The sequence below is a fragment of the Streptomyces sp. NPDC030799 genome (assembly GCF_055572255.1).
In genome coordinates, this window is record NZ_JBVIDS010000008.1 from 275,303 (window position 1) to 296,918 (window position 21,616).

Here is a 21,616-nt window from a genome sequence, read left to right on the forward strand (position 1 = left end):
CGTTCGACCTAACGAAAGAGTTGCACCGACGCAGTCATTGCCGCAAGTAGTTAGTTCGATCGAACGAAATTTTTGCTAGCCTGGAGACATGGCCGAGGAAGACGAGAAACGGGACGAGACGGCGCGGTCCGAGGCGCTGGAGCAGCTCATGCAGGTGGGCCGGGCGCACAGCGCGGTCACCGTCATGTTCCACTCGGCGGTCGCCGCCAAGCAGGGCCTGAACGCGACGGAGACGAAGACCCTCGATCTCCTCCAGCGGCACGGCCCGCTCACCGCGAAGGACCTCGCCGGGCTGACCGGACTCGCCCCCGCGTCCGTCACGGGGCTGCTCGACCGGCTGGAGGACAAGGGTTTTGTGCGCAGGGTCGGGCACCCGACGGACAAACGCCGGGTGCTGGTCGAACTGAACCAGGACAAGCTCGCCGAGCTGGCCGCGTTCTTCGAGGACTGGGCGCGGGACGTCGTCGAGGCGTGCGAGGAATTCAGCACGGACGAGCTCAGGACGGTGATCCGCTTCCTGTCGGTGATGAGCGAGCGGCAGCACGCGGCGGCGGCCCGCCTGACCGGCTGACCATCGCTACGCCCCGTAGACCGCCCCCGGCCGCGCCGCCTCCGCCAGCAGCTTGCGTGCCGTCTCCCCCGCCTCGGCCGGCGTCCGGCGTGTGCCCTGGTCGGCGGTGGGGCCCGGCCGCCAGCCCTCCATGACGGTGATCCGGCCGCCTTCCGCCTCGAAGACCCGGCCGGTGACCCCCGCGCTCGCGGCCGAGCCCAGCCAGACCACCAGCGGGGAGACGTTCTCGGGGGCCATGGCGTCGAAACCGGTGGCCGGGGCCGCCATGGCCTGGGCGAAGGTGCGTTCCGTCATGCGGGTGCGGGCGGCGGGCGCGACGGCGTTGACCTGGACGCCGTAGCGGGCGAGTTCGGCCGCCGCGACCAGGGTCAGCCCGACGATGCCGGCCTTGGCGGCGCTGTAGTTGCCCTGCCCGACCGAGCCCAGCAGACCGGCCCCGCTGCTGGTGTGGACGATCCGGGCCTGCGGGACACGCCCGGCCTTGGCCTCGCCCCGCCAGTGCGCGGCAGCGTGCTTCAGGGGCAGGAAGTGCCCTTTGAGGTGAACGCGGATCACGGCGTCCCAGTCGTCCTCGTCGAGATTGACCAGCATCCGGTCGCGCAGGAACCCGGCGTTGCTCACGAGCGTGTCGAGCCGGCCGTACACGTCCAGGGCGGTACGGACCAGGGAGGCGGCGCCGTCGGTCGTGGCGATGTCACCGCCGTGCGCGACCGCCTCGCCGCCGGCGGCCCGGATCTCCGCGACGACGGCCTCGGCCGGGCTCTCCGCGCCGGGCGCCCCGTCCAGTCCCACACCCAGGTCGTTGACGACGACCCGGGCGCCCTCGGCCGCGAAGGCCAGGGCATGCGCGCGGCCGAGCCCGCGGCCGGCTCCGGTGACGGCGACCACCCGGCCCTCGCAGATTCCGCTCATCTCACTTCTCCCTGTTGACGGTTGCGGCGTCCAGAAAGACGGGCCGCTCCCCGCCCCCGTGCACGTGCAGACTGGCTCCGCTGATGTAGGCGGCGGCGTCGGAGGCGAGGAAGACGGCGGCGGACCCGATGTCGGCCGGGACGGCCAGCCGGCCGAGCGGGACGGTACGGGAGACGGCGGCGATGCCGTCGGGGCCGCCGTAGTGCAGATGCGACAGCTCGGTGTGGACCATGCCGACCACGAGCGTGTTGACGCGGACCTCCGGCGCCCATTCCACGGCCATGGAGGCGGCCAGGTTCGCCAGACCGGCCTTGGCCGCGCCGTACGCCGCCGAACCGGGCGAGGGCCGGCCGCCGCTGACGCTGCCGACCATGACGACCGAGCCCCGGCTGCGCCGCAGGTGCTCGTGCGCGGCGAGCGAGGCGGTCAGCGGGGCGATCAGATTCAGTTCGACCACCCGGGCATGCCGTTCGGCGTCGGTGTCCGCGAGCCGCCGGTAGGGCGTGCCGCCCGCGTTGTTGACGAGGACGTCGAGCCGGGGCAGCGCGGCGAAGAAGGCCCGTACGGCGGGCGGGTCGCGCACATCGAGTGGGGCGAACTCGACGCCGTCCAGGGGCTGTTCGGGCGGCCGGCGGGCGCAGGCCACGACCCGGGCACCGGTCTCGGCGAACGCCCGGGCAATCCCGGCTCCGACCCCCCGGGTGCCGCCCGTGACGACCACGGTTCTGTCACTGGTCCTGTCGCCGGTCGTGTCGCCGGTCCTGTCGCGCGGCAACTTGTCCACAGGCTCTCCCGCTTGTCTGCGCAGACTGCTAGCTTCGAAGCCTCGCACCTAACAAATGTTTGGTGGAAAGGTAGCTGATGCGCCCATGGGTGTCTCCTGTTCGTCCCCGGAAAAAGGGATTTCCGTGGTCACGGTCGACTTCCCACCGGTGAACGCACTGCCGGTGCGCGGCTGGTTCGACCTGGCCGACGCCGTGCGCGCCTCGGGCCGCGACGCCGGTGTCCGGTGCGTGGTGCTGACCGCCGAGGGCCGCGGGTTCAACGCGGGCGTGGACATCAAGGAGATACAGGCGCAGGGGCAGCAGGCGCTGATCGGCGCCAACCACGGCTGCGCCGAGGCTTTCGCGGCGGTCTACGACTGCGCGGTCCCGGTCGTCGCGGCGGTGCAGGGCTTCTGCCTGGGCGGCGGGATAGGCCTGGTGGGCAACGCGGACGCGATCGTGGCGAGCGAGGACGCCGCCTTCGGTCTGCCCGAGCTGGACAGGGGCGCGCTGGGGGCGGCGACCCATCTGGCCCGGCTGGTCCCGCAGCACGTGATGCGCGCCTTGTACTACACGGGGCGCACGGCGAGCGCCGAGGAGCTGCGCCGGCACGGGTCGGTGTGGCGCGTGGTGCCGCGTGCGCGGTTACGGGCGGCGGCGCTGGAGCTGGCCCGCGAGATCGCCGCCAAGGACGGGCGGCTGCTGCGCATGGCCAAGGCCGCCATCAACGGCATCGATCCGGTCGACGTACGCCGCAGTTACCGGTTCGAACAGGGCTTCACCTTCGAGGCGGGCCTCAGCGGCCTGGCCGACCGGGTCCGCGACACGTTCGGGAAGGAGGGGGCGTAGATGGGTGACAAGACGATGACCGCCGACGAGGTGGTCTCCCGGCTGGAGAGCGGAATGGTCCTCGGCATCGGCGGCTGGGGTTCCCGCCGCAAGCCGATGGCACTGGTCAGAGCCCTGCTGCGGACCGGGATCAGCGACCTCACGGTCGTGTCGTACGGCGGCCCGGACGTCGGGATGCTGGCCGCGGCCGGCCGGATCCGCAAGCTGGTCACCGCCTTCGTCACCCTCGACTCCATCCCTCTGGAACCGCACTACCGGGCGGCACGCGAGCGCGGCGCCTTCGAGCTGATGGAGATCGACGAGGCGATGTTCATGTGGGGGCTGCGCGCCGCCGCGCACCGGCTGCCCTTCCTGCCGGTCCGGGCGGGCCTCGGCTCGGACGTCATGCGGGTCAACCCCGGCCTGCGGACGGTCACTTCGCCGTACGAGGACGGGGAGACGTTCGTCGCCGTGCCCGCCCTGCGCCTGGATGCCGCCCTGGTGCACGTCAACCGCGCCGACCGGCTGGGCAACGGCCAGTATCTCGGCCCGGACCCGTACTTCGACGATCTGTTCTGCGAGGCGGCGGACGCGGCGTACGTCTCCTGCGAACGGATCGTGGACACGGCGGAGCTGACGAAGGCGGCGGCGCCGCAGACCCTGCTGGTCAAGCGGCATGTGGTGACCGGGGTCGTGGAGGCCCCGGGCGGCGCGCACTTCACGTCCTGCGCCCCCGACTACGGCCGGGACGAGACGTTCCAGAAGCGGTACGCAACCACGCCCTGGCCCCGGTTCGCGGCGCGCTACCTGGCCGGCGACGAACGTCACTACCGGACGGCGGTCGAGGAGGAGTCATGAGCGGAGCCGACCCTGCGGCCGCCCCGGTCGGACACGGCGTCGCGTCCCGCGCCGAGTACTGCGTCATCGCCTGCGCGGAGGCCTGGCGGGACGGGGGCGAGATCCTGGCGAGCCCGATGGGCCCCGTCCCGTCGGTGGCCGCCCGTCTCGCCAAGCGGACCTTCGCACCCGACCTGCTGCTGACCGACGGGGAGGCGATGCTCGTGGGCCCGGACGGCACGGTCGAGGGCTGGCTGCCGTACCGCAGGCATCTGGAACTGGTCACCGGGGGCCGCCGGCACGTGATGATGGGCGCGAGCCAGATCGACCGGTACGGCAACCAGAACATCTCCTGCATCGGCGACTGGGCGAAGCCGGCGCGGCAGCTGCTCGGGGTGCGCGGGGCACCGGTCAACACGCTGAACAACCCGACGAGTTACTGGATCCCGAAGCATTCCCGGCGGGTCTTCGTCGAGAAGGTCGACATGGTGTGCGGGGTCGGGTACGACCACGCGGCCGGTGCGCGGTACCACCGCATCCCGCGGGTCGTCTCCGACCTCGGCGTCTTCGACTTCGCCACGCCGGGCCGCACGATGCGGCTGGTCTCGGTGCATCCGGGGGTGACGGTGGAGCAGGTGCAAGAGGCGACCGGGTTCGACCTCGTGATCCCGGACGAGGTGCCGTACACGCGTGCACCGACGGCCGCCGAACTGCTCCTGATCCGTGAGGTGATCGATCCCGGCAACACCCGGGCCGGGGAGGTTCCGGTCTGATGGACACCGCGCTGACCCGGCTGGTCGGGGTCCGCCATCCGATCGTCCAGACCGGGATGGGCTGGGTGGCCGGCCCGCGGCTGGTCTCGGCCGCGGCGAACGCGGGCGCGCTCGGCATCCTGGCGTCCGCGACGATGACACGGGACCGGCTGCGCGAGGCGATACGGGAGGTGCAGTCCCGTACCGACGCGCCGTTCGGGGTGAACCTGCGCGCCGACGCGGGCGACGCGGCGGACCGCGTGGAGATCATGCTGGCGGAGGGCGTCCGGGTGGCGTCCTTCGCGCTGGCGCCCACGCGTGAGCTGATCACCGCGCTCAAGGAGGCGGGTGTGGTCGTCGTCCCGTCGGTCGGTGCGCGCCGGCACGCCGAGAAGGTGGCCGCCTGGGGCGCGGACGCGGTGATCGTGCAGGGTGGCGAGGGCGGCGGGCACACCGGCGAGGTGGCGACGAGCGTGCTGCTGCCGCAGGTGGTGGACGCGGTGGACATCCCGGTCGTGGCGGCGGGCGGCTTCTTCGACGGGCGGGGTCTGGTGGCGGCGCTGGCGTACGGGGCGGCCGGGGTGGCGATGGGCACGCGGTTCCTGCTCACCTCCGACTCGACGGTGCCGGACGCGGTGAAGGCCCGGTACCTGGCGGCGACGGTCCGGGACATCACGGTCACCCGGGCGGTGGACGGCCTGCCGCACCGGGTGCTGCGCACGGACCTGGTGGCCACGCTGGAGCGGTCGGGCCGGGCACGGGTCCTGGCCCATGCGATAGGGAAGGCGGCCGGTTTCCGGCGGCTGTCGGGGCTGACCTGGCGGCAGCTGGTCCGGGACGGACTCGCGCTCAAGCAGGGCAAGGAGCTGTCCTGGAGCCAGGTCCTGCTGGCCGCGAACACGCCGATGCTGCTGAAGTCCGCGATGGTGGACGGCCGTACTGACCTCGGCGTGATGGCGTCCGGGCAGGTCGCCGGGCTGATCGACGACCTGCCGACCTGCGCGGAGCTGGTGGAGCGGATCGTGGAGGAGGCGGAAGAGGTACTGGAAGGGCTTGCGGGGCCGGCGGGACCGGGAGCACTCAGAGGCGTTCGATGATCGTGACGTTGGCCTGGCCGCCGCCTTCGCACATGGTCTGCAGGCCGTAGCGGCCGCCGGTGCGTTCCAGTTCGTGCAGCAGGGTGGTCATCAGGCGGGCGCCGGTCGCGCCGAGCGGGTGGCCGAGGGCGATGGCGCCGCCGTTGACATTGACCTTCTCCGGGTCGGCGCCGGTCTCCTTCAGCCAGGCCAGGACGACCGGGGCGAAGGCCTCGTTGATCTCGACGAGGTCGATGGCGTCGATGGTGAGGCCGGTCCTCTTCAGGGCGTGCGCCGTGGCCGGGATGGGGGCGGAGAGCATCCGGATGGGGTCCTCGCCGCGCACGGAGAGATGGTGGACGCGGGCGCGCGGGCGCAGCCCGTGGTCGCGTACCGCCCGCTCGGAGGCGAGCAGCAGGGCGGCGGCGCCGTCGGAGACCTGGGAGGAGCAGGCGGCGGTGATGGTGCCGCCGTCGAGGACGGGTTTCAGCGCGGCCATCCTCGCCGGCGTGGTGTCCCGGCGCGGACCCTCGTCCACGGCGACCTCGCCGTAGGGGACCGTCTCGCGGGCGAAGCGGCCGGTGTCGATGGCGCGGACCGCCCTTCGGTGGGAGCCGAGGGCGAACTGCTCCTGCTCCTCGCGGCCGATGCCCCACTTGGCGGCGATCATCTCGGCACCGGTGAACTGGTTGACGGGCTGGTCGCCGTAGCGGGCGCGCCAGCCGGTGCTGCCGAGGAAGGGCCCGTCGGTCAGACCGAGGGGTTCGGCGGCCTGGCGGGAGGCGAAGGCAATGGGGATCTGGGACATGTTCTGCACCCCGCCGGCGACCACCAGGTCCTGGGTGCCGGACAGCACGGCCTGCGCGGCGAAGTGCACGGCCTGCTGGGAGGAGCCGCACTGCCGGTCGACGGTCACACCGGGCACCTCCTCGGGGAGCCCGGCGGCCAGCCAGCAGGTGCGGGCGATGTCCCCGGCCTGCGGCCCCACCGCGTCCAGACAGCCGAAGACCACGTCGTCCACGGCGGCCGGGTCGATCCCGGCGCGCGCCACCAGCGCCGTCAGCACATGGGCGCCCAGGTCGGCGGGATGGACGGCGCCGAGCCCTCCCCCGCGCCGCCCGACGGGTGTACGGACCGCTTCGACGATGTAGGCCTCGGCCATGGCAACTCCCTCACAGGAAAGGGGCGTTATGCGAACGGTGTCACTCACGTACGGCGATCCCGTCCAGCACCATCGACAGGTACTGGCGGGCGATCTCCTCCGGGCTGTGCTGTCCGCCGGGCCGGTACCAGGAGGCGGCGACCCACACGGTGTCGCGCACGAACCGGTAGGTGAGGCGGACGTCGAGGTCGGCGCGGAAGGCGTGCTCGGCGACCCCGCGTTCCAGCGTGCTGAGCCAGGCCTTCTCGAACCGGCGCTGGGACTCGGCGAGGAACGCGAACCGGTCCTGGGCGGCGAGTTGCCTGCTCTCCTTCTGGTAGATCGCGACGGCCGCGCGGTGCCGGTCGATCTCCCGGAAGGACTCGGTGACGAGCGCCTCCAGCGTCTCGCGGGGCCCGAGCCCCGCGGCGAGGACGGAGTCGTAGCCGTCCCACAGCTCGTCGAGGAAGGAGCGCAGGATCTCCTCGAGCATCGACTCCTTGGAGTCGAAGTGGTAGTACAGGCTGCCCGCGAGCATCCCGGCGTGGTCGGCGATCCTGCGGACGGTGGTGGCGTTGTATCCGTGCTCGGCGAAGACCTCGGCAGCGGTGCTGAGGAGCTCGCCGCGCCGGGCCGCTGCCGGGGTCACCTGGGGCTTCTTCTTGGTCGGCACGCACCCATTGTGGTCTGTCCGTCAGGGATGCTGGCTGCTGACGGCGACGACCTCGCCGGTCAGATAGGAGGAGTAGCCGGAGGCCAGGAAGACGATCACGTTGGCCACCTCCCAGGGCTCGGCGTACCGTCCGAAGGCTTCCCGTTCGGTCAGTTCCCGCAGCAGTTCGGGCGAGGTGACCTTCGCCAGGTGCGGGTGCATGGCGAGGCTCGGGGCCACCGCGTTGACCCGCACGCCGTACGCGGCGGCCTCGATCGCCGCGCAGCGGGTCAGGGCCATCACCCCGGCCTTGGCGGCGGCGTAGTGCGCCTGACCGGCCTGGGCGCGCCAGCCGACGACGGAGGCGTTGTTGACGATCACCCCGCCGCCGGTCTCCCGCATCGCCCGCAGGGCGGCGCGCGTGCACCGGAAGGTGCCGTTCAACGTGACGTCCAGGACTCTGGACCACTGCTCGTCGGTCATGTCGACGAGGTTGGAAGTGCCGCCCAGGCCGGCGTTGTTGACGACGACGTCCAGCCTTCCGTGCTCGGCCGCGGCCGCCTCGAACAAGGCCCGCACCTGGCCCTCGTCGGTGACGTCGCACGGTACGGCGGTCACCCGGGCCGGGAACTTGCGGCCGAGTTCGGCCTCCTGCTCCTTCAGCCGGCGCGTGTGCGCGTCGCTGATCAGCACATGCGCACCCTCTTCCAGGAAGCGGCGCGCGGTCGCTCCGCCGATGCCGGCGCCGGCCGCCGCGGTGATGACGGCGGTGCGGCCCCTGAGCAGTCCGTGCCCGGGCACGTAGGCCGGGCTCTCGACGCCTGTCATAGGGCCACGCTAACCTACCAAACACTTGTTAGGGAAGCTGCCGGAAGGGAGGCGACGGCGGTGGATCTGTCCCACTCCGAGGCGGACGAGGCGTTCCGTGCCGAGGCCAGGGCCTGGCTGCAGGCGCATGTGCCGCGCGCACCGCTGCCGTCCCTGGAGACGGCGGAGGGCTTCGCGGCGCACCGCGGCTGGGAGGCCGAACTCGCCGCGGACCGCTGGTCGGTGGTGTCCTGGCCGGAGCGGTACGGCGGCCGGGACGCGGGACTGCTGCGCTGGCTGGTCTTCGAGGAGGAGTACTGGGCGGCGGGCGCGCCGGGCCGGGTCGGCCAGAACGGCATCAGCCTGCTCGCCCCGACGCTCTTCGACCACGGCACCGAGGAGCAACGCGTACGCGTGCTGCCGCCGATGGCCACCGGCGAGGTGGTCTGGGCGCAGGCCTGGTCCGAGCCGGAGGCGGGTTCCGACCTGGCCTCGCTGACCTCCAGGGCGCTGCGGACGGACGGCGGCTGGCTGCTCAGCGGGCACAAGACCTGGTCCTCGCGGGCGGCCTTCGCCGACCGGGCCTTCGGTCTGTTCCGCAGCGACCCGGGCACCCCGAAACCCCATCAGGGGCTGACGTACCTGATGTTCGACCTGCGGGCACCGGGCGTCACGGTCCGTCCGATCGGCCGCCTGGACGGCAAGCCGGCCTTCGCCGAGCTGTTCCTGGACGACGTGTTCGTGCCGGACGAGGACGTCATCGGCGAGCCCGGGCAGGGCTGGCGGATCGCGATGTCCACGGCGGGCAACGAACGCGGGCTGACCCTGCGCGCACCGGGCCGCTTCCTCGCCTCGGCCCACCGGCTGGCCGAGCTGTGGCGGGCGCGCGGCTGCCCGGAGCACGCCCGAGCACGGGTGGCCGACGCCCTGATCGGCGCCCGTGCCTATCAGCTGTTCACCTACGCCGCCGCCTCCCGCTTCCTGGAGGGCGCGGAGCTCGGCGCCGAGTCCAGCATGAACAAGGTCTTCTGGTCCGAGCTGGACCTCGCGCTGCATGAGACGGCCCTCGATCTGCTGGGTCCGGAAGGCGAGGCGGCGGACACGGACTGGTCCGAGGGGTACGTCTTCTCGCTCGCCGGTCCTGTCTATGCGGGCACCAACGAGATCCAGCGCGACATCATCGCCGAGCGGCTGCTCGGCCTGCCGAAGGGACGCCGCTGATGCGCTTCCTCGTCGACGCCGAACAGCGTGCCTTCACCGACTCCCTGCACGCGATGCTGTCGGCCGCGGACACCCCGGCGGTGATCCGGGACTGGAGCCGCGGCGACCATGCGAGCGGGCGCGCGCTGTGGTCGCGGATCGCCGAGGCGGGGGTGTTCGGCCTCGTGGTACCGGAGGAGTACGGCGGGCTGGGGCCCCATCCCGTGGAACTGGCCCTCGCCTTCGTGGAGTTGGGGCAGCACGCGGTGCCGGGTCCACTGGCGGAGACGGTCGCCGCGGCGGTCCTCGTCCAGGGCCTGCCCTCGGCCAAGCGTTTCCTGCCGGGCCTCGCGGCAGGGACGGACCTGGCGACGGTGGCGGCGCCCATCGGGCACGCCCTCGGCACCGGAGCCACCACTCAAACATCCGCCGGCCACGCCCTCGACGCCGACGCGGCCACCGTCCGCCTCGCGCTCACCGCCGACGGTCTCCGCCTGTCCGCCACGGCCGCCGGCCCCCTGCGCCGCTCCTTCGACCCCGCCCGCCGCCTCACCCCGCTCACCCCGGACGGCGAACTCCTCACCCCCGATCCGCCGCGCGACCGCGCCCTCACCTGGGCCCGCCTGGCCACCGCCGCCCAGGCTCTCGGCGTCGGACTCGCTCTCCTCGACCGCACGGTCGCCCACGTCCGCCGGCGCACTCAGTTCGGCGTCCCCGTCGGATCCTTCCAGGCGGTCAAGCACCGTCTCGCGGATGCCAGGACCGCACTGGAGTTCGCCCGTCCCCTGGTCCTCGGCGCCGCGCTTTCCCTGCGCCCCGCGGACGTGGCCGCCGCCAAGCTCACGGCGTGCGAGGCGGCGTACGGCACGGCCCGTACGGCACTGCAGCTGCACGGCGCGATCGGCTACACCGCGGAATACGACCTCTCCCTGTGGCTGACCAAGGCCCGCGCGCTGCGCACGGCGTGGGGCACGCCGGAGGAGTGCCGGGAGGCGGTGCTCGCCGACGCGGTCGGGAGAGCCGGGCCGTGAGTCACGCAGGCCGCACGACGCCCGCGGCGCGTGCCGCCGCGAGCCACTGCGGGAACTCGCCGACGAGCCGGTCGTACAGCTCGGCGTCACAGACGCGCCGCGGGTCCTGGCCGGCGTGGAAGAAGCCGGCGTTGTCGACGATCCGCTTGCCCGGTACGGCCAGCTCGTCCAGCTTCCGCAGGAACTCGAACTGCCGGCTGCCGGGGTCGCCGAAGCCGACGAACTGCCAGAACAGGGGGAGTTCGGCCGCCTTGCACAGATAGCGCTCGGCGGCGAGCTTGTTGATCGGTCCCCCGTCGGTCTGGAACACCACCAGGGCGGGGTCGGTGGCGCCGCTGTCCAGGTAGTGGTCGATAACGGCGTCCATCGCCAGGTGATAGCTGGTCCTGCCCATGTGCCCGAGTCCGGTCACGATCCGCTCGACGCTGTTGTGGTGGCGGTCCAGGTGGATGTCGGTGACCGCGTCGACGTCCGTGGAGAAGAACACCACCGGCACCCGGCCGTCGTCGTCCAGATGCGCGGACAGGCCCAGCACCCGGTCGGCGAGCAGCTGCACGCTGCCGTCCTTGTAGTACGGCTTCATCGAGCCGGAGTAGTCGACCACCAGATAGACCGCGGCGCGCAGGCCGTCCAGGCCGTGCTTGGTGAGCGACACCCCGGCCGACTTGTAGGCGCCGACGAGCGCGGGCGCGGTCTGCTCCACCTTGCGCAGGCTGATCGCGGCCATGGTCTCCCCCTGGGCTGGTCAGGCGCCCGAGCCTACATGCTGCGGCGCCTGCCCAGTCCGGTCGGGGACAGTGGGCAGGCGCCGCGGTGTTCCGTACGCCGTTGTACGGGACGTTCTTCGGGGTGCCGTCAGACCGCCAGGGCGCGGTCCGTCGGGCGGATCGGGGCCGGCAGGTCGCTGGCACCGGTCAGGAACCGGTCGACACCGCGGGCGGCCGAGCGGCCCTCCGCGATCGCCCACACGATGAGGGACTGTCCGCGGCCGGCGTCACCGGCGACGAACACACCCGGCACGTTGGTCTGGAAGTCGGCGTCGCGGGCGATGTTACCGCGTTCGTCGAGGTCCAGGCCGAACTGCTCCACCAGGCCGTTCTCCCGGTCGGTGCCGGTGAAGCCCATGGCGAGGGTGACCAGCTGGGCGGGGATCTTGCGCTCGGTACCCGGCTTGGAGGTCAACTTGCCGTCGACGAACTCCACTTCCGCCAGGTGCAGCCACTGGACGTTGCCGTCCTCGTCGCCCTCGAAGTGGGTCGTGGAGACGGAGTAGACCCGCTCGCCGCCCTCCTCGTGCGCGCTGGTGACCTTGTAGAGCATCGGGAAGGTCGGCCAGGGCTGGTTGGTCGGGTGCCGCTCGTCGTTCGGGCGGGGCATGATCTCCAGCTGGGTGACGGAGGCCGCGCCCTGGCGGTGGGCGGTGCCCACGCAGTCCGCGCCGGTGTCACCGCCGCCGATGACGACGACGTGCTTGCCCTCGGCCGAGATCGGCGCGGTGACGTAGTCGCCCTCCTGGACCTTGTTGGCCAGCGGCAGGTACTCCATCGCCTGGTGGATGCCCTTGAGCTCGCGGCCCGGCACCGGCAGGTCGCGGGCCGTGGTCGCACCGGCGGCGATCACGATCGCGTCGTACCGCTTCTTCAGGTCGGTCGCCTTGAGGTCGCGGCCGATCTCGATGCCGGTGCGGAAGCGGGTGCCCTCCGCGCGCATCTGCTCGATACGGCGGTTGATGTGCCGCTTCTCCATCTTGAACTCGGGGATGCCGTACCGGAGGAGGCCTCCGACGCGGTCCGCGCGCTCGTAGACGGCGACCGTGTGGCCGGCCCGGGTCAGCTGCTGGGCGGCGGCGAGACCCGCCGGGCCCGAGCCGATGACCGCGACCGTCTTGCCGGACAGGCGCTCGGGGATCTGCGGGGCGACGTCCCCGGTCTCCCACGCCTTGTCGATGATCGAGACCTCGACGTTCTTGATGGTGACCGGCGGCTGGTTGATGCCCAGCACGCACGCCGACTCGCAGGGGGCCGGGCAGAGACGACCGGTGAACTCCGGGAAGTTGTTGGTCGCGTGCAGCCGCTCCTGGGCGGCGGCCCAGTCCTCGCGGTAGGCGTAGTCGTTCCACTCGGGGATCAGGTTCCCCAGCGGACAGCCGTTGTGGCAGAACGGGATGCCGCAGTCCATGCACCGGCTGGCCTGCTTGCTGATGATCGGCAGCAGGGAGCCGGGGACGTAGACCTCGTTCCAGTCCTTGACGCGCTCACCGACGGGCCGGGTCTTGGCGACCTCGCGGCCGTGGTTCAGGAAGCCCTTCGGGTCAGCCATTGATCGCCGCCTCCATCATCTTCTCGGTGATCGCGGTCTCGGAGAGACCGGCTCGCTCGGCGGCGTCCTTGGCGGCGAGCACTGCCTTGTACGTGCTGGGGATGATCTTGCTGAAGCGGGCCACGGCCGCGTCCCAGTCGGCGAGCAGCTTCTCGGCGACCGTCGAGCCGGTCTCCTCGGCGTGGCGGCGCACCACGTCGTGCAGCCACTGCTTGTCCGTGTCGTCCAGCGCCTCGACCGAGTCGACGTTGCCGACGTTGACGTTGTCGCGGTCGAGGTCGATGACGTAGGCGACACCGCCGGACATGCCCGCCGCGAAGTTGCGGCCGGTCGGGCCGAGGACGACCGCGTGACCGCCGGTCATGTACTCGCAGCCGTGGTCGCCCACGCCCTCGGAGACGACCAGCGCACCGGAGTTGCGGACGCAGAACCGCTCACCGGTACGGCCGCGCAGGAACAGCTCGCCGCCGGTGGCGCCGTAGGCGATGGTGTTGCCCGCGATGGTCGAGTACTCGGCGAGGTGGTCGGCCGCACGGTCCGGGCGGACGACGACGCGGCCACCGGAGAGGCCCTTGCCGACGTAGTCGTTGGCGTCGCCCTCCAGGCGCAGCGTGACACCGCGCGGCAGGAACGCGCCGAAGGACTGGCCGGCCGAGCCGGTGAAGGTGATGTCGATGGTGTCGTCGGGCAGGCCCGCACCGCCGAACTTCTTCGTCACCTCGTGGCCGAGCATGGTGCCGACCGTGCGGTTGATGTTGCGGATGGCGACCTGGGCGCGCACCGGCTGTGCCTCAGTGGCGTCGTTCGCGGCGAGGGCGTCGGCCGCGAGCTTGATCAGCTCGTTGTCCAGCGCCTTCTCCAGGCCGTGGTCCTGCTCGATCAGCTGGTGGCGGACCGCGCCCTCGGGCAGGTCGGGCACGTGGAACAGCGGCTCCAGGTCCAGGCCCTGCGCCTTCCAGTGGTCCACGGCGCGCTCGACGTCCAGCACCTCGGCGTGGCCGACGGCCTCCTCGATGGAGCGGAAGCCCAGCTCGGCCAGCAGCTCGCGGACCTCCTCGGCGATGAACTGGAAGAAGTTCACCACGTACTCGGCCTTGCCGGCGAAGCGGTCGCGCAGCGTCGGGTTCTGGGTGGCGATGCCGACCGGGCAGGTGTCCAGGTGGCAGACGCGCATCATCACGCAGCCGGAGACGACGAGCGGAGCGGTCGCGAAACCGAACTCCTCGGCGCCGAGCAGCGCGGCGATGATCACGTCTCGGCCGGTCTTCAGCTGGCCGTCGGTCTGGACGACGATGCGGTCGCGCAGGCCGTTGAGCAGCAGGGTCTGCTGGGTCTCGGCGAGGCCGAGCTCCCAGGGACCACCGGCGTGCTTCAGCGAGGTCAGCGGGGAGGCACCCGTACCACCGTCGTGGCCCGAGATGAGCACGACGTCCGCGTGCGCCTTGGACACACCCGCGGCGACCGTGCCGACGCCGACCTCGGAGACCAGCTTGACGTGAATCCGCGCCTGCGGGTTCGCGTTCTTGAGGTCGTGGATCAGCTGGGCCAGGTCCTCGATGGAGTAGATGTCGTGGTGCGGCGGCGGGGAGATCAGGCCCACGCCCGGGGTCGAGTGACGCGTCTTGGCGACCCACGGGTAGACCTTGTGGCCGGGCAGCTGGCCGCCCTCGCCGGGCTTGGCGCCCTGGGCCATCTTGATCTGGATGTCGTCCGCGTTGACCAGGTACTCGGAGGTGACGCCGAAGCGGCCGGAGGCGACCTGCTTGATGGCGGACCGGCGGGCCGGGTCGTACAGGCGCTCCGGGTCCTCGCCGCCCTCACCGGTGTTGGACTTGCCGCCCAGCTGGTTCATGGCGATGGCGAGGGTCTCGTGCGCCTCCTTGGAGATGGAGCCGTACGACATCGCGCCCGTCGAGAACCGCTTGACGATCTCGGAGACCGGCTCGACCTCGTCGATCGGGATCGGCTGACGGTCGGACTTGAAGCCGAACAGGCCGCGCAGCGTCATCAGGCGCTCGGACTGCTCGTTCACCCGCTCGGTGTACTTCTTGAAGATGTCGAAGCGGCCGGTGCGCGTGGAGTGCTGGAGGCGGAAGACCGTCTCCGGGTCGAACAGGTGCGGCTCGCCCTCGCGGCGCCACTGGTACTCGCCACCGATCTCCAGCGCACGGTGCGCCGGGGCGATGCCGGAGGCCGGGTAGGCCTTGGCGTGGCGGGCGGCGACCTCCCGGGCGATGACGTCGATGCCGACGCCACCGATCTTGGTCGCGGTGCCGTTGAAGTACTTCTCCACGAAGGCCTCGTCCAGGCCGACGGCCTCGAAGACCTGGGCGCCGCGGTAGGAGGCGACGGTGGAGATGCCCATCTTCGACATGACCTTGAGCACGCCCTTGCCGAGGGCGTAGATCAGGTTCTTGATGGCCTTCTCGGGCTCGATGCCGTCGATGAAGGTGCCCGCGCGCAGCAGGTCCTCCACCGACTCCATCGCCAGGTACGGGTTGACCGCGGCGGCGCCGTAGCCGATGAGCAGGGCGACGTGGTGGACCTCGCGGACGTCACCGGCCTCGACCAGCAGGCCCACCTGGGTGCGCTGCTTGGTGCGGATGAGGTGGTGGTGCACGGCCGCGGTGAGCAGCAGCGACGGGATCGGCGCGTGCTCGGCGTCGGAGTGCCGGTCCGAGAGGACGATCAGCCGGGCGCCGTTCTCGATGGCCGCGTCGGCCTCGGCGCAGATCTCCTCGATGCGCGCGGCGAGGGCGTCACCGCCGCCGGAGACCCGGTACAGGCCGGACAGGGTCGCGGCCTTGAAGCCGGGCATGTCGCCGTCGGCGTTGATGTGGATGAGCTTGGCCAGCTCGTCGTTGTCGATGACCGGGAAGGGCAGGGTGACCGAGCGGCAGGAGGCGGCCGTCGGGTCCAGCAGGTTGCCCTCCGGGCCCAGCGAGGAGCGCAGGGAGGTGACCAGCTCCTCGCGGATCGCGTCCAGCGGCGGGTTGGTGACCTGCGCGAACAGCTGGGTGAAGTAGTCGAAGAGGAGGCGCGGGCGCTCGGACAGGGCCGCGATCGGCGAGTCCGTGCCCATGGAGCCGATCGGCTCGGCGCCGGAGCGGGCCATCGGGGCGAGGATGACGCGCAGCTCCTCCTCGGTGTACCCGAAGGTCTGCTGGCGGCGGGTGACCGAGGCGTGGGTGTGGACGATGTGCTCGCGCTCGGGCAGGTCGCCCAGCTCGATCTCGCCGGCCTCCAGCCACTCCGCGTACGGCTTCTCGGCGGCCAGGGACGCCTTGATCTCGTCGTCCTCGATGATGCGGTGCTCGGCGGTGTCCACGAGGAACATACGGCCGGGCTGCAGACGGCCCTTGCGGACGACCTTGGCCGGGTCGATGTCGAGCACGCCGACCTCGGAGCCGAGGACGACGAGGCCGTCGTCGGTCACCCAGTAGCGGCCGGGGCGCAGGCCGTTGCGGTCGAGCACGGCGCCGACCTGGGTGCCGTCGGTGAAGGTGACGCAGGCGGGGCCGTCCCAGGGCTCCATCATCGTGGAGTGGAACTGGTAGAAGGCGCGCCGGGCCGGGTCCATGGAAGCGTGGTTCTCCCACGCCTCGGGGATCATCATCAGCACGGAGTGCGGCAGCGAACGGCCGCCCAGGTGCAGCAGCTCCAGCACCTCGTCGAAGGACGCCGAGTCGGAGGCGTCCGGCGTGCACACGGGGAAGATCCGCTCGAGGTCGCGGTCGCCGAAGAGGTCCGAGACCAGCTGCGACTCGCGGGCGCGCATCCAGTTGCGGTTGCCCTTGACGGTGTTGATCTCACCGTTGTGCGCGACGAAGCGGTACGGGTGCGCGAGCGGCCACGACGGGAAGGTGTTCGTGGAGAAGCGCGAGTGGACGAGCGCGACGGCCGAGGCGAAGCGGCGGTCGGACAGGTCCGGGAAGAAGGGCTCCAGCTGGCCGGTGGTCAGCATGCCCTTGTACACGATCGTGCGGGCGGAGAGGGACGGGAAGTAGACACCGGCCTCCCGCTCGGCGCGCTTGCGCAGCACGAACGCCTTGCGGTCCAGCGCGATGCCCTCGCTGGCGCCGTCGGCGACGAAGATCTGCCGGAAGACCGGCATGGTGGAACGGGCGGTGGCGCCCAGCAGCTCCGGGGCGACCGGGACCTCACGCCAGCCGAGGACGGTGAGGCCCTCCTCGCCGGCGATCGTCTCGATCTGCGAGACGGCGGCAGCGGTCCCGTCCTCCGGCAGGAAGGCGATGCCCACGGCGTAGGAGCCCGCCGCGGGGAGGTCGAATCCGGCCACCTCGCGGAAGAAGGCGTCGGGCACCTGCGAGAGCAGACCCGCGCCGTCGCCCGAGTCGGGCTCGGAGCCGGTGGCACCGCGGTGCTCCAGGTTGCGCAGCACGGTGAGCGCCTGCTCGACCAGCGTGTGGGACGCCTCGCCGGTAAGGGTGGCGACGAAACCGACACCACAGGCGTCGTGTTCGTTGCGGGGGTCGTACATACCCTGCGCAGCAGGGCGAGCATCCATGAACGACCAGTTCTGGCCATTCGCGGAATGCTGGGACGGCTGGCGCGGCGTACGCATCGGCTCTCCCGTCGTCGTCATGAGGCATGTGGCAAGTGCCGAGGGACGACGTTGGCCCTCTGCGTGGAGTGCAAAATTTCGTGCAGATTACATGATGGGGTGGTACCCGGGAAGCGGATACTCCGTTCCAACATGCGGACGCCACGGGGTCCGTGGCAACGGTGCCGCACGGTCCGCGGCGGGTGCCGCTCAGCGGCGGCAGACATACGAGGAGGACCGTCGCGACAAGATCGATCGGATCGGCGTCCGGCGGCCCGAGGGGGCGGGGCGAGCGTCTTCGCTCTTCCCACAGGGGTGCGGCAGGCGTCATTGCCTGCGGCGCTTACGGCTCATGCCCGGTGGTCATGCATCTGAAACCAGCGAGTAACGGCTATTTATGCGGCCCATCGCATAAGTAGCGGCGTCGCTATCCTACGGCCGTTCCGAACAGGCTGCCCAGGGCGTACGTCACACCGGCCGCGGCACCGCCCAGCGCGAGCTGCCTGAGGCCGCTGTACCACCACGTCCGGGCGGTCACCCTGGCCACCACGGCGCCACAGCCGAAGAGCCCCGCGAGGGCGAGCAGCACGGCGGGCCACAGCGCGGTGGCGCCGAGCAGGTACGGCAGCACGGGCAGCGCGGCACCGAGGGCGAAGGACCCGAAGGAGGAGACGGCGGCGACGAGCGGCGAGGGCAGGTCGCCGGGGTCGATGCCCAGCTCTTCCCGCGCATGGATCTCCAGGGCCTGCTCGGGGTCCTGGGACAGCTGGCGGGCGACCTCCCGGGCCAGGCCGGGCTCCACACCCCGGGCCACATACAGCGCCGCCAGCTCGTCCTGCTCGTCCTGCGGATGCTTGCGCAGCTCACGGCGCTCGACGTCCAGCTCGGCCTCGACCAGCTCCCGCTGCGAGGCGACCGACGTGTACTCACCGGCCGCCATCGAGAAGGCGCCGGCGGCCAGCCCCGCGAGGCCGGTGATGACTATGGTCTGATGACTCACGGACCCGCCGGCGACACCCGTCATCAGGGCGAGGTTGGAGACCAGGCCGTCCATCGCGCCGAAGACCGCAGGGCGCAGCCAGCCGCCGTTGACGTCGCGATGCGTGTGGTTGTCGCGGTGCGCCTCGTGCAGCGCGGCCTGCGTTTCGATGACGGCCATGGGGACCCCCGGATAGCTTAGCCAAAGCTAACTTTGGACGAGTTCTACTTTTCGACAATACTGAACCTACGCCGATTCTTCCGCTCCCGCCAGCAAGGAAAGGCTCGGCTAACCTGCAGATTTGCCTGACGGCAGGCCGATTTCGCTCATCCGTGCTGGTGCATGCTCAGATGCCGAGCGGGTGACTCCGGTGGTGCGGAGGCTCGCGCGGGCGCGCGCCGTGGGACACATCCGCAAAGGGTCTTCGTGGTCCCGCTGAAGGAGGCCGCCCATGGCATCGATCGCCCGCACTCCCCCGCTCCCGGCGCCCGACGACGCCACGGGACTCCGCGAGCGGGCCCGCGGCGCGCTGCTCGGCCTGGCCGTCGGGGACGCGCTGGGAGCGCCCGCGGAGAACCTGAAGCCGTCCGAGATCCGCGCCCGCTGGGGACGCATCACCGGGTATGTGGCCAAGAAGCCGTGCGGCACGGACGACACCGAGTACGCGATCTTCTCGGGGCTGCTGCTCGCCCGGCACGGCTCTGCACTCACTCCGGCGCATGTGGAGGCGGCCTGGCACGAATGGATCGCCGACCGGGCCGAGGGCCCCTTCCGGGGTGCGGGCTTCAGTGAGCGCGGCACTCTGGAGAACTTGCGCCGCGGCCTTGCGGCCCCCATCTCGGCCCAGCACCGGCATGCCTGGAGCGACGGCCTGGCGATGCGCGCGGCACCGTTCGGCGTCTTCGCGGCCGGCCGTCCCGCCGAAGCGGCCCGCCTGGTGGCGATCGACGGTTCGGTCAGCCATGAGGGCGAGGGCATCTACGGCGGCCAGGCGGTGGCGGCCGGGGTGGCGGCGGCGATGACCGGCGCGCCGGTTCCGGTGGTGATCGCCTCCGCCCTGGCGGTGATCCCCGAGGACTCCTGGACGGCACGCTCCCTACGGCGTGCGGTGGCCGTGTCCCACCGCGGCGAACGCGCGGTCCGCTGCGCGGTCGTCATCGGCGGCTATCCCTGGACCGATCTGGCCCCCGAGGCGGTCGCCCTCGCCTTCGGCGCGTACGCGGCGGCCGACGGCGACTTCGTCCAGGGCGTTCTGACCGCCGTCAACATGGGCCGCGACGCGGACACGACGGCGGCGGTGGCCGGCGCCCTGTCCGGCGCGACCCACGGCATCACGGCGATCCCGCCCCACTGGGCCGCCCCCATCGGCCCGGCCCGCGGCCACTGCCTCCCCTCCATGGCCGGCCACCACGTCCTGGACGTGGCAGAGCTGCTCGTCCCGGGGGAGGGCGGGAAGTGGGGGGCGAGGGTGACGCTTCCGGGGACCCTTCGGGAGGGACCGGCGGACGCTCGCCCCGGCTCCCTTCGGGACGGGGCGCAGGCCGCGGTGTCCGGGTTGCTCGCGGAGGGGTCGGGGGGTGCACTGCCGGGGACGCTTCGGGAGGGAACGGGGACTGCACTTCCGGGCACGCTGCGAGAAGGAGCAGGAAGTGTTCTGCCGGGGGCGCTGCGCGAAGGAGCAGGAACTCCTCTTCCGGAGACGCACCGGGAAGGGACAGGAACTGTTCTCGCGGGGGCGCTGCGCGAAGGAGCAGGACCTGCTCTTCCGGGCACGCACCGAGAAGGGACGGGAACCGCTCTCCCGGGCACGCTTCAAGAGCGAGCAGGAACTGCACTTCCGAACGCGCACCGGGAAGGAACGAAAGAGACGGGGGCTGCCCTGGTGGGCTCGCTCCCCGTCTGTCTCCCGCCCGCCCCCGAGGCCGGCGGCGCGCCCGGGCCGTTCGCGCCCGCCCCTCAGCCCGCCGAGTCGGGTGGCCGGGTGGGCGAGCGGGGGTCCAGCGGGCGGAGCCCCCTGGTCGGGGCGGGGAACTCCGGCACGCAGGACAGCGAGGGCCGGTCATGACGGCGCGCCGTATCGAGGGCCTCCTGCTCGGACTGGCCGCAGGCGACGCCGCCGGCTGGCCGGCAGCACGGCACCGAGCCAGCCGTATGCCCGAGTGGACCCGGCGTCTCACCCGCGAACTGGACACCTTCGCCGAGCAGAACGCCACCACCACCCTCCCGGTCCCGATCGCCCTCAACCAGCCTCCCGATCCCCTCCGCCTCGGCCCCTCCGACGACGCCGAGTGGGCGGCCTTCGCCGCGGAGGCGGTGCTGCGGGCGGGTGACGACGACGCCCTCGGCGACCTCAGCCGGGAGCGCCGTACGCGCGCCGCCATCGACCTCACCTGGACCGCCGTGGCCGCGGAAGTCGCCGCGGCGGCGGACCGCGCCCCCGAGGTCGAGTCCGCCGTACTCCCCCTGCGCGCCCGTATCTCGGTGCGGGCCGGCCTCGGCAATCTCGCCGCCGGCCTGCGCCCGCCCGCCACCGGCCACGACAACCCGCACTACTTCGACGACGCCGCCTGCGTCCGCGCCTGCGTCCTCGCCGTCGCCCATCCCGGGGACCCCGAACGCGCAGCCGCTCTCGCCGAGTTCGACGCCCGCTACACCCAGGACGGCGACGGCGTGCACGGCGCCCGGGCCATGGCCGCGGCCCTCTCGCTCGCCCTCGCCGACGCCGCGACGGACACCTGTGTGGCCGCCGCGCTCGCCGAACTCCCCGCCGGCACGGAGATCGGCCGCAACACCCGCCACGCGCTCGCCCTCGCCGTGGACAGCGAGTCCGCCTTCGCCCTCGTCCCGCTCCTGGAGCACCAGATCGTCGACCACGTCTACAGCTACGGCATCGCAGCCGCCGAGACCGTCCCGGTCGCCCTCGCCCTGGCCACCGCCGCCCGCGGCCGTATCGCCGAGGCCGTGCCCGCCGCCGCCTGCCTGTCCCGGGTCGCGGACTCCGCCCCCGCCCTCGCGGGCGCCCTCACCGGAGCCCTCGGCGGCGGCGCGGCCGTCCCCGGGAGCTGGCGGGACGCCTGCCGCACCCTGTCCGGCTGCGCGCTGCCCCGCCTGGCCGGCACCGACCTGGTGGAACTCGCCGGACTCCTGGAAGCCGCACAACCGGCCCGCCCAGGAGGATGATTC

17 protein-coding genes and 1 pseudogene are annotated in these 21,616 nt (G+C 72.1%); 9 read left to right on the forward strand and 9 right to left on the reverse strand.

Features of this window, described 5'->3' with window-relative positions:
• The first annotated feature begins 88 nt into the window (after positions 1–88).
• A complete protein-coding gene (locus ACZ41I_RS21900; RefSeq protein ID WP_468514847.1) occupies positions 89–571 on the forward strand; it encodes a MarR family winged helix-turn-helix transcriptional regulator in 483 nt (160 codons plus the stop codon).
• 6 nt (positions 572–577) lie between these two features.
• Here the strand turns inward: ACZ41I_RS21900 and ACZ41I_RS21905 are convergent, their stop codons facing one another.
• Both ACZ41I_RS21905 and ACZ41I_RS21910 read right to left on the reverse strand, forming a co-directional pair.
• Entirely contained in the window at positions 578–1,483 is a 906-nt protein-coding gene (locus tag ACZ41I_RS21905; RefSeq protein ID WP_468320146.1) for an SDR family oxidoreductase, read from the reverse strand.
• 1 nt (position 1,484) lies between these two features.
• Positions 1,485–2,258, reverse strand: coding sequence for an SDR family oxidoreductase (locus ACZ41I_RS21910; RefSeq protein ID WP_468514910.1), 774 nt, complete (start codon positions 2,256–2,258; stop codon positions 1,485–1,487).
• Positions 2,259–2,352: 94 nt separating this feature from the next.
• Here ACZ41I_RS21910 and ACZ41I_RS21915 point away from each other — a divergent pair, with 94 nt between their 5' ends.
• The 4 genes from ACZ41I_RS21915 to ACZ41I_RS21930 are packed head-to-tail and all read left to right on the forward strand — an operon-like array spanning position 2,353 to position 5,761.
• Positions 2,353–3,096, forward strand: a complete 744-nt coding sequence (locus ACZ41I_RS21915; RefSeq protein WP_468514848.1) for an enoyl-CoA hydratase family protein — start codon at positions 2,353–2,355, stop codon at positions 3,094–3,096.
• Positions 3,097–3,933, forward strand: a complete 837-nt coding sequence (locus tag ACZ41I_RS21920; protein WP_468514849.1) for a CoA transferase subunit A — start codon at positions 3,097–3,099, stop codon at positions 3,931–3,933.
• On the forward strand, positions 3,930–4,685 hold the full coding sequence (locus tag ACZ41I_RS21925) for a CoA-transferase subunit beta (RefSeq protein WP_363213605.1): 756 nt from the start codon (positions 3,930–3,932) through the stop codon (positions 4,683–4,685). Before ACZ41I_RS21920 ends, ACZ41I_RS21925 begins: the two co-directional genes overlap by 4 nt.
• Positions 4,685–5,761 carry an NAD(P)H-dependent flavin oxidoreductase gene (locus tag ACZ41I_RS21930; RefSeq protein ID WP_468514850.1) on the forward strand — a complete coding sequence of 359 codons (1,077 nt, stop codon included), beginning with the start codon at positions 4,685–4,687 and terminating at the stop codon, positions 5,759–5,761. The genes ACZ41I_RS21925 and ACZ41I_RS21930 overlap by 1 nt, the downstream gene beginning before the upstream one ends.
• Here the strand turns inward: ACZ41I_RS21930 and ACZ41I_RS21935 are convergent.
• Genes ACZ41I_RS21935 through ACZ41I_RS21945 form a run of 3 tightly spaced genes read right to left on the reverse strand, consistent with a single transcriptional unit; the run spans position 5,745 to position 8,361 of the window.
• Positions 5,745–6,902, reverse strand: a complete 1,158-nt coding sequence (locus ACZ41I_RS21935; protein ID WP_399770092.1) for an acetyl-CoA C-acetyltransferase — start codon at positions 6,900–6,902, stop codon at positions 5,745–5,747. The two genes, ACZ41I_RS21930 and ACZ41I_RS21935, sit on opposite strands and share 17 nt — an antisense overlap.
• 40 nt (positions 6,903–6,942) lie before the next feature.
• Positions 6,943–7,554: a TetR/AcrR family transcriptional regulator gene (locus ACZ41I_RS21940; protein WP_363213601.1), complete on the reverse strand. Its 612-nt coding sequence runs from the start codon at positions 7,552–7,554 to the stop codon at positions 6,943–6,945.
• Positions 7,555–7,575: 21 nt separating this feature from the next.
• On the reverse strand, positions 7,576–8,361 hold the full coding sequence (locus ACZ41I_RS21945) for an SDR family oxidoreductase (protein WP_468514851.1): 786 nt from the start codon (positions 8,359–8,361) through the stop codon (positions 7,576–7,578).
• Positions 8,362–8,421: 60 nt separating this feature from the next.
• On the opposite strand from ACZ41I_RS21945, the gene ACZ41I_RS21950 reads away from it, so the two are divergent.
• The gene (locus tag ACZ41I_RS21950) at positions 8,422–9,561 is read left to right on the forward strand and encodes an acyl-CoA dehydrogenase family protein (protein ID WP_468514852.1); all 1,140 of its coding nucleotides are present in this window, start codon (positions 8,422–8,424) and stop codon (positions 9,559–9,561) included.
• A complete protein-coding gene (locus ACZ41I_RS21955) occupies positions 9,561–10,571 on the forward strand; it encodes an acyl-CoA dehydrogenase family protein (RefSeq protein WP_468514853.1) in 1,011 nt (336 codons plus the stop codon). Before ACZ41I_RS21950 ends, ACZ41I_RS21955 begins: the two co-directional genes overlap by 1 nt.
• 1 nt (position 10,572) lies before the next feature.
• On the opposite strand, the gene ACZ41I_RS21960 is transcribed toward ACZ41I_RS21955, so the two are convergent.
• The 4 genes from ACZ41I_RS21960 to ACZ41I_RS21975 form a co-directional block, all read right to left on the reverse strand.
• A complete protein-coding gene (locus tag ACZ41I_RS21960) occupies positions 10,573–11,298 on the reverse strand; it encodes a VWA domain-containing protein (RefSeq protein ID WP_399770084.1) in 726 nt (241 codons plus the stop codon).
• Between the two features lie 128 nt (positions 11,299–11,426).
• Positions 11,427–12,890 (reverse strand): glutamate synthase subunit beta, encoded by a 1,464-nt coding sequence (locus tag ACZ41I_RS21965; RefSeq protein WP_363213596.1) that lies wholly within the window; start codon positions 12,888–12,890, stop codon positions 11,427–11,429.
• The gene (gene gltB, locus ACZ41I_RS21970; protein WP_363213595.1) at positions 12,883–17,475 is read right to left on the reverse strand and encodes a glutamate synthase large subunit; all 4,593 of its coding nucleotides are present in this window, start codon (positions 17,473–17,475) and stop codon (positions 12,883–12,885) included. The genes ACZ41I_RS21965 and gltB overlap by 8 nt, the downstream gene beginning before the upstream one ends.
• Before the next feature lie 406 nt (positions 17,476–17,881).
• Positions 17,882–18,613 carry a VIT1/CCC1 transporter family protein gene (locus tag ACZ41I_RS21975; protein ID WP_399770078.1) on the reverse strand — a complete coding sequence of 244 codons (732 nt, stop codon included), beginning with the start codon at positions 18,611–18,613 and terminating at the stop codon, positions 17,882–17,884.
• A gap of 271 nt (positions 18,614–18,884) precedes the next feature.
• On the opposite strand from ACZ41I_RS21975, the pseudogene ACZ41I_RS21980 reads away from it, so the two are divergent.
• Together ACZ41I_RS21980 and ACZ41I_RS21985 are read left to right on the forward strand one after the other, a co-directional pair.
• Positions 18,885–19,895 (forward strand): annotated as a pseudogene (locus tag ACZ41I_RS21980) (ADP-ribosylglycohydrolase family protein); the annotation flags it as partial.
• Positions 19,896–20,494: 599 nt separating this feature from the next.
• Positions 20,495–21,613: an ADP-ribosylglycohydrolase family protein gene (locus ACZ41I_RS21985; protein WP_468514854.1), complete on the forward strand. Its 1,119-nt coding sequence runs from the start codon at positions 20,495–20,497 to the stop codon at positions 21,611–21,613.
• Positions 21,614–21,616 lie beyond the last annotated feature (3 nt).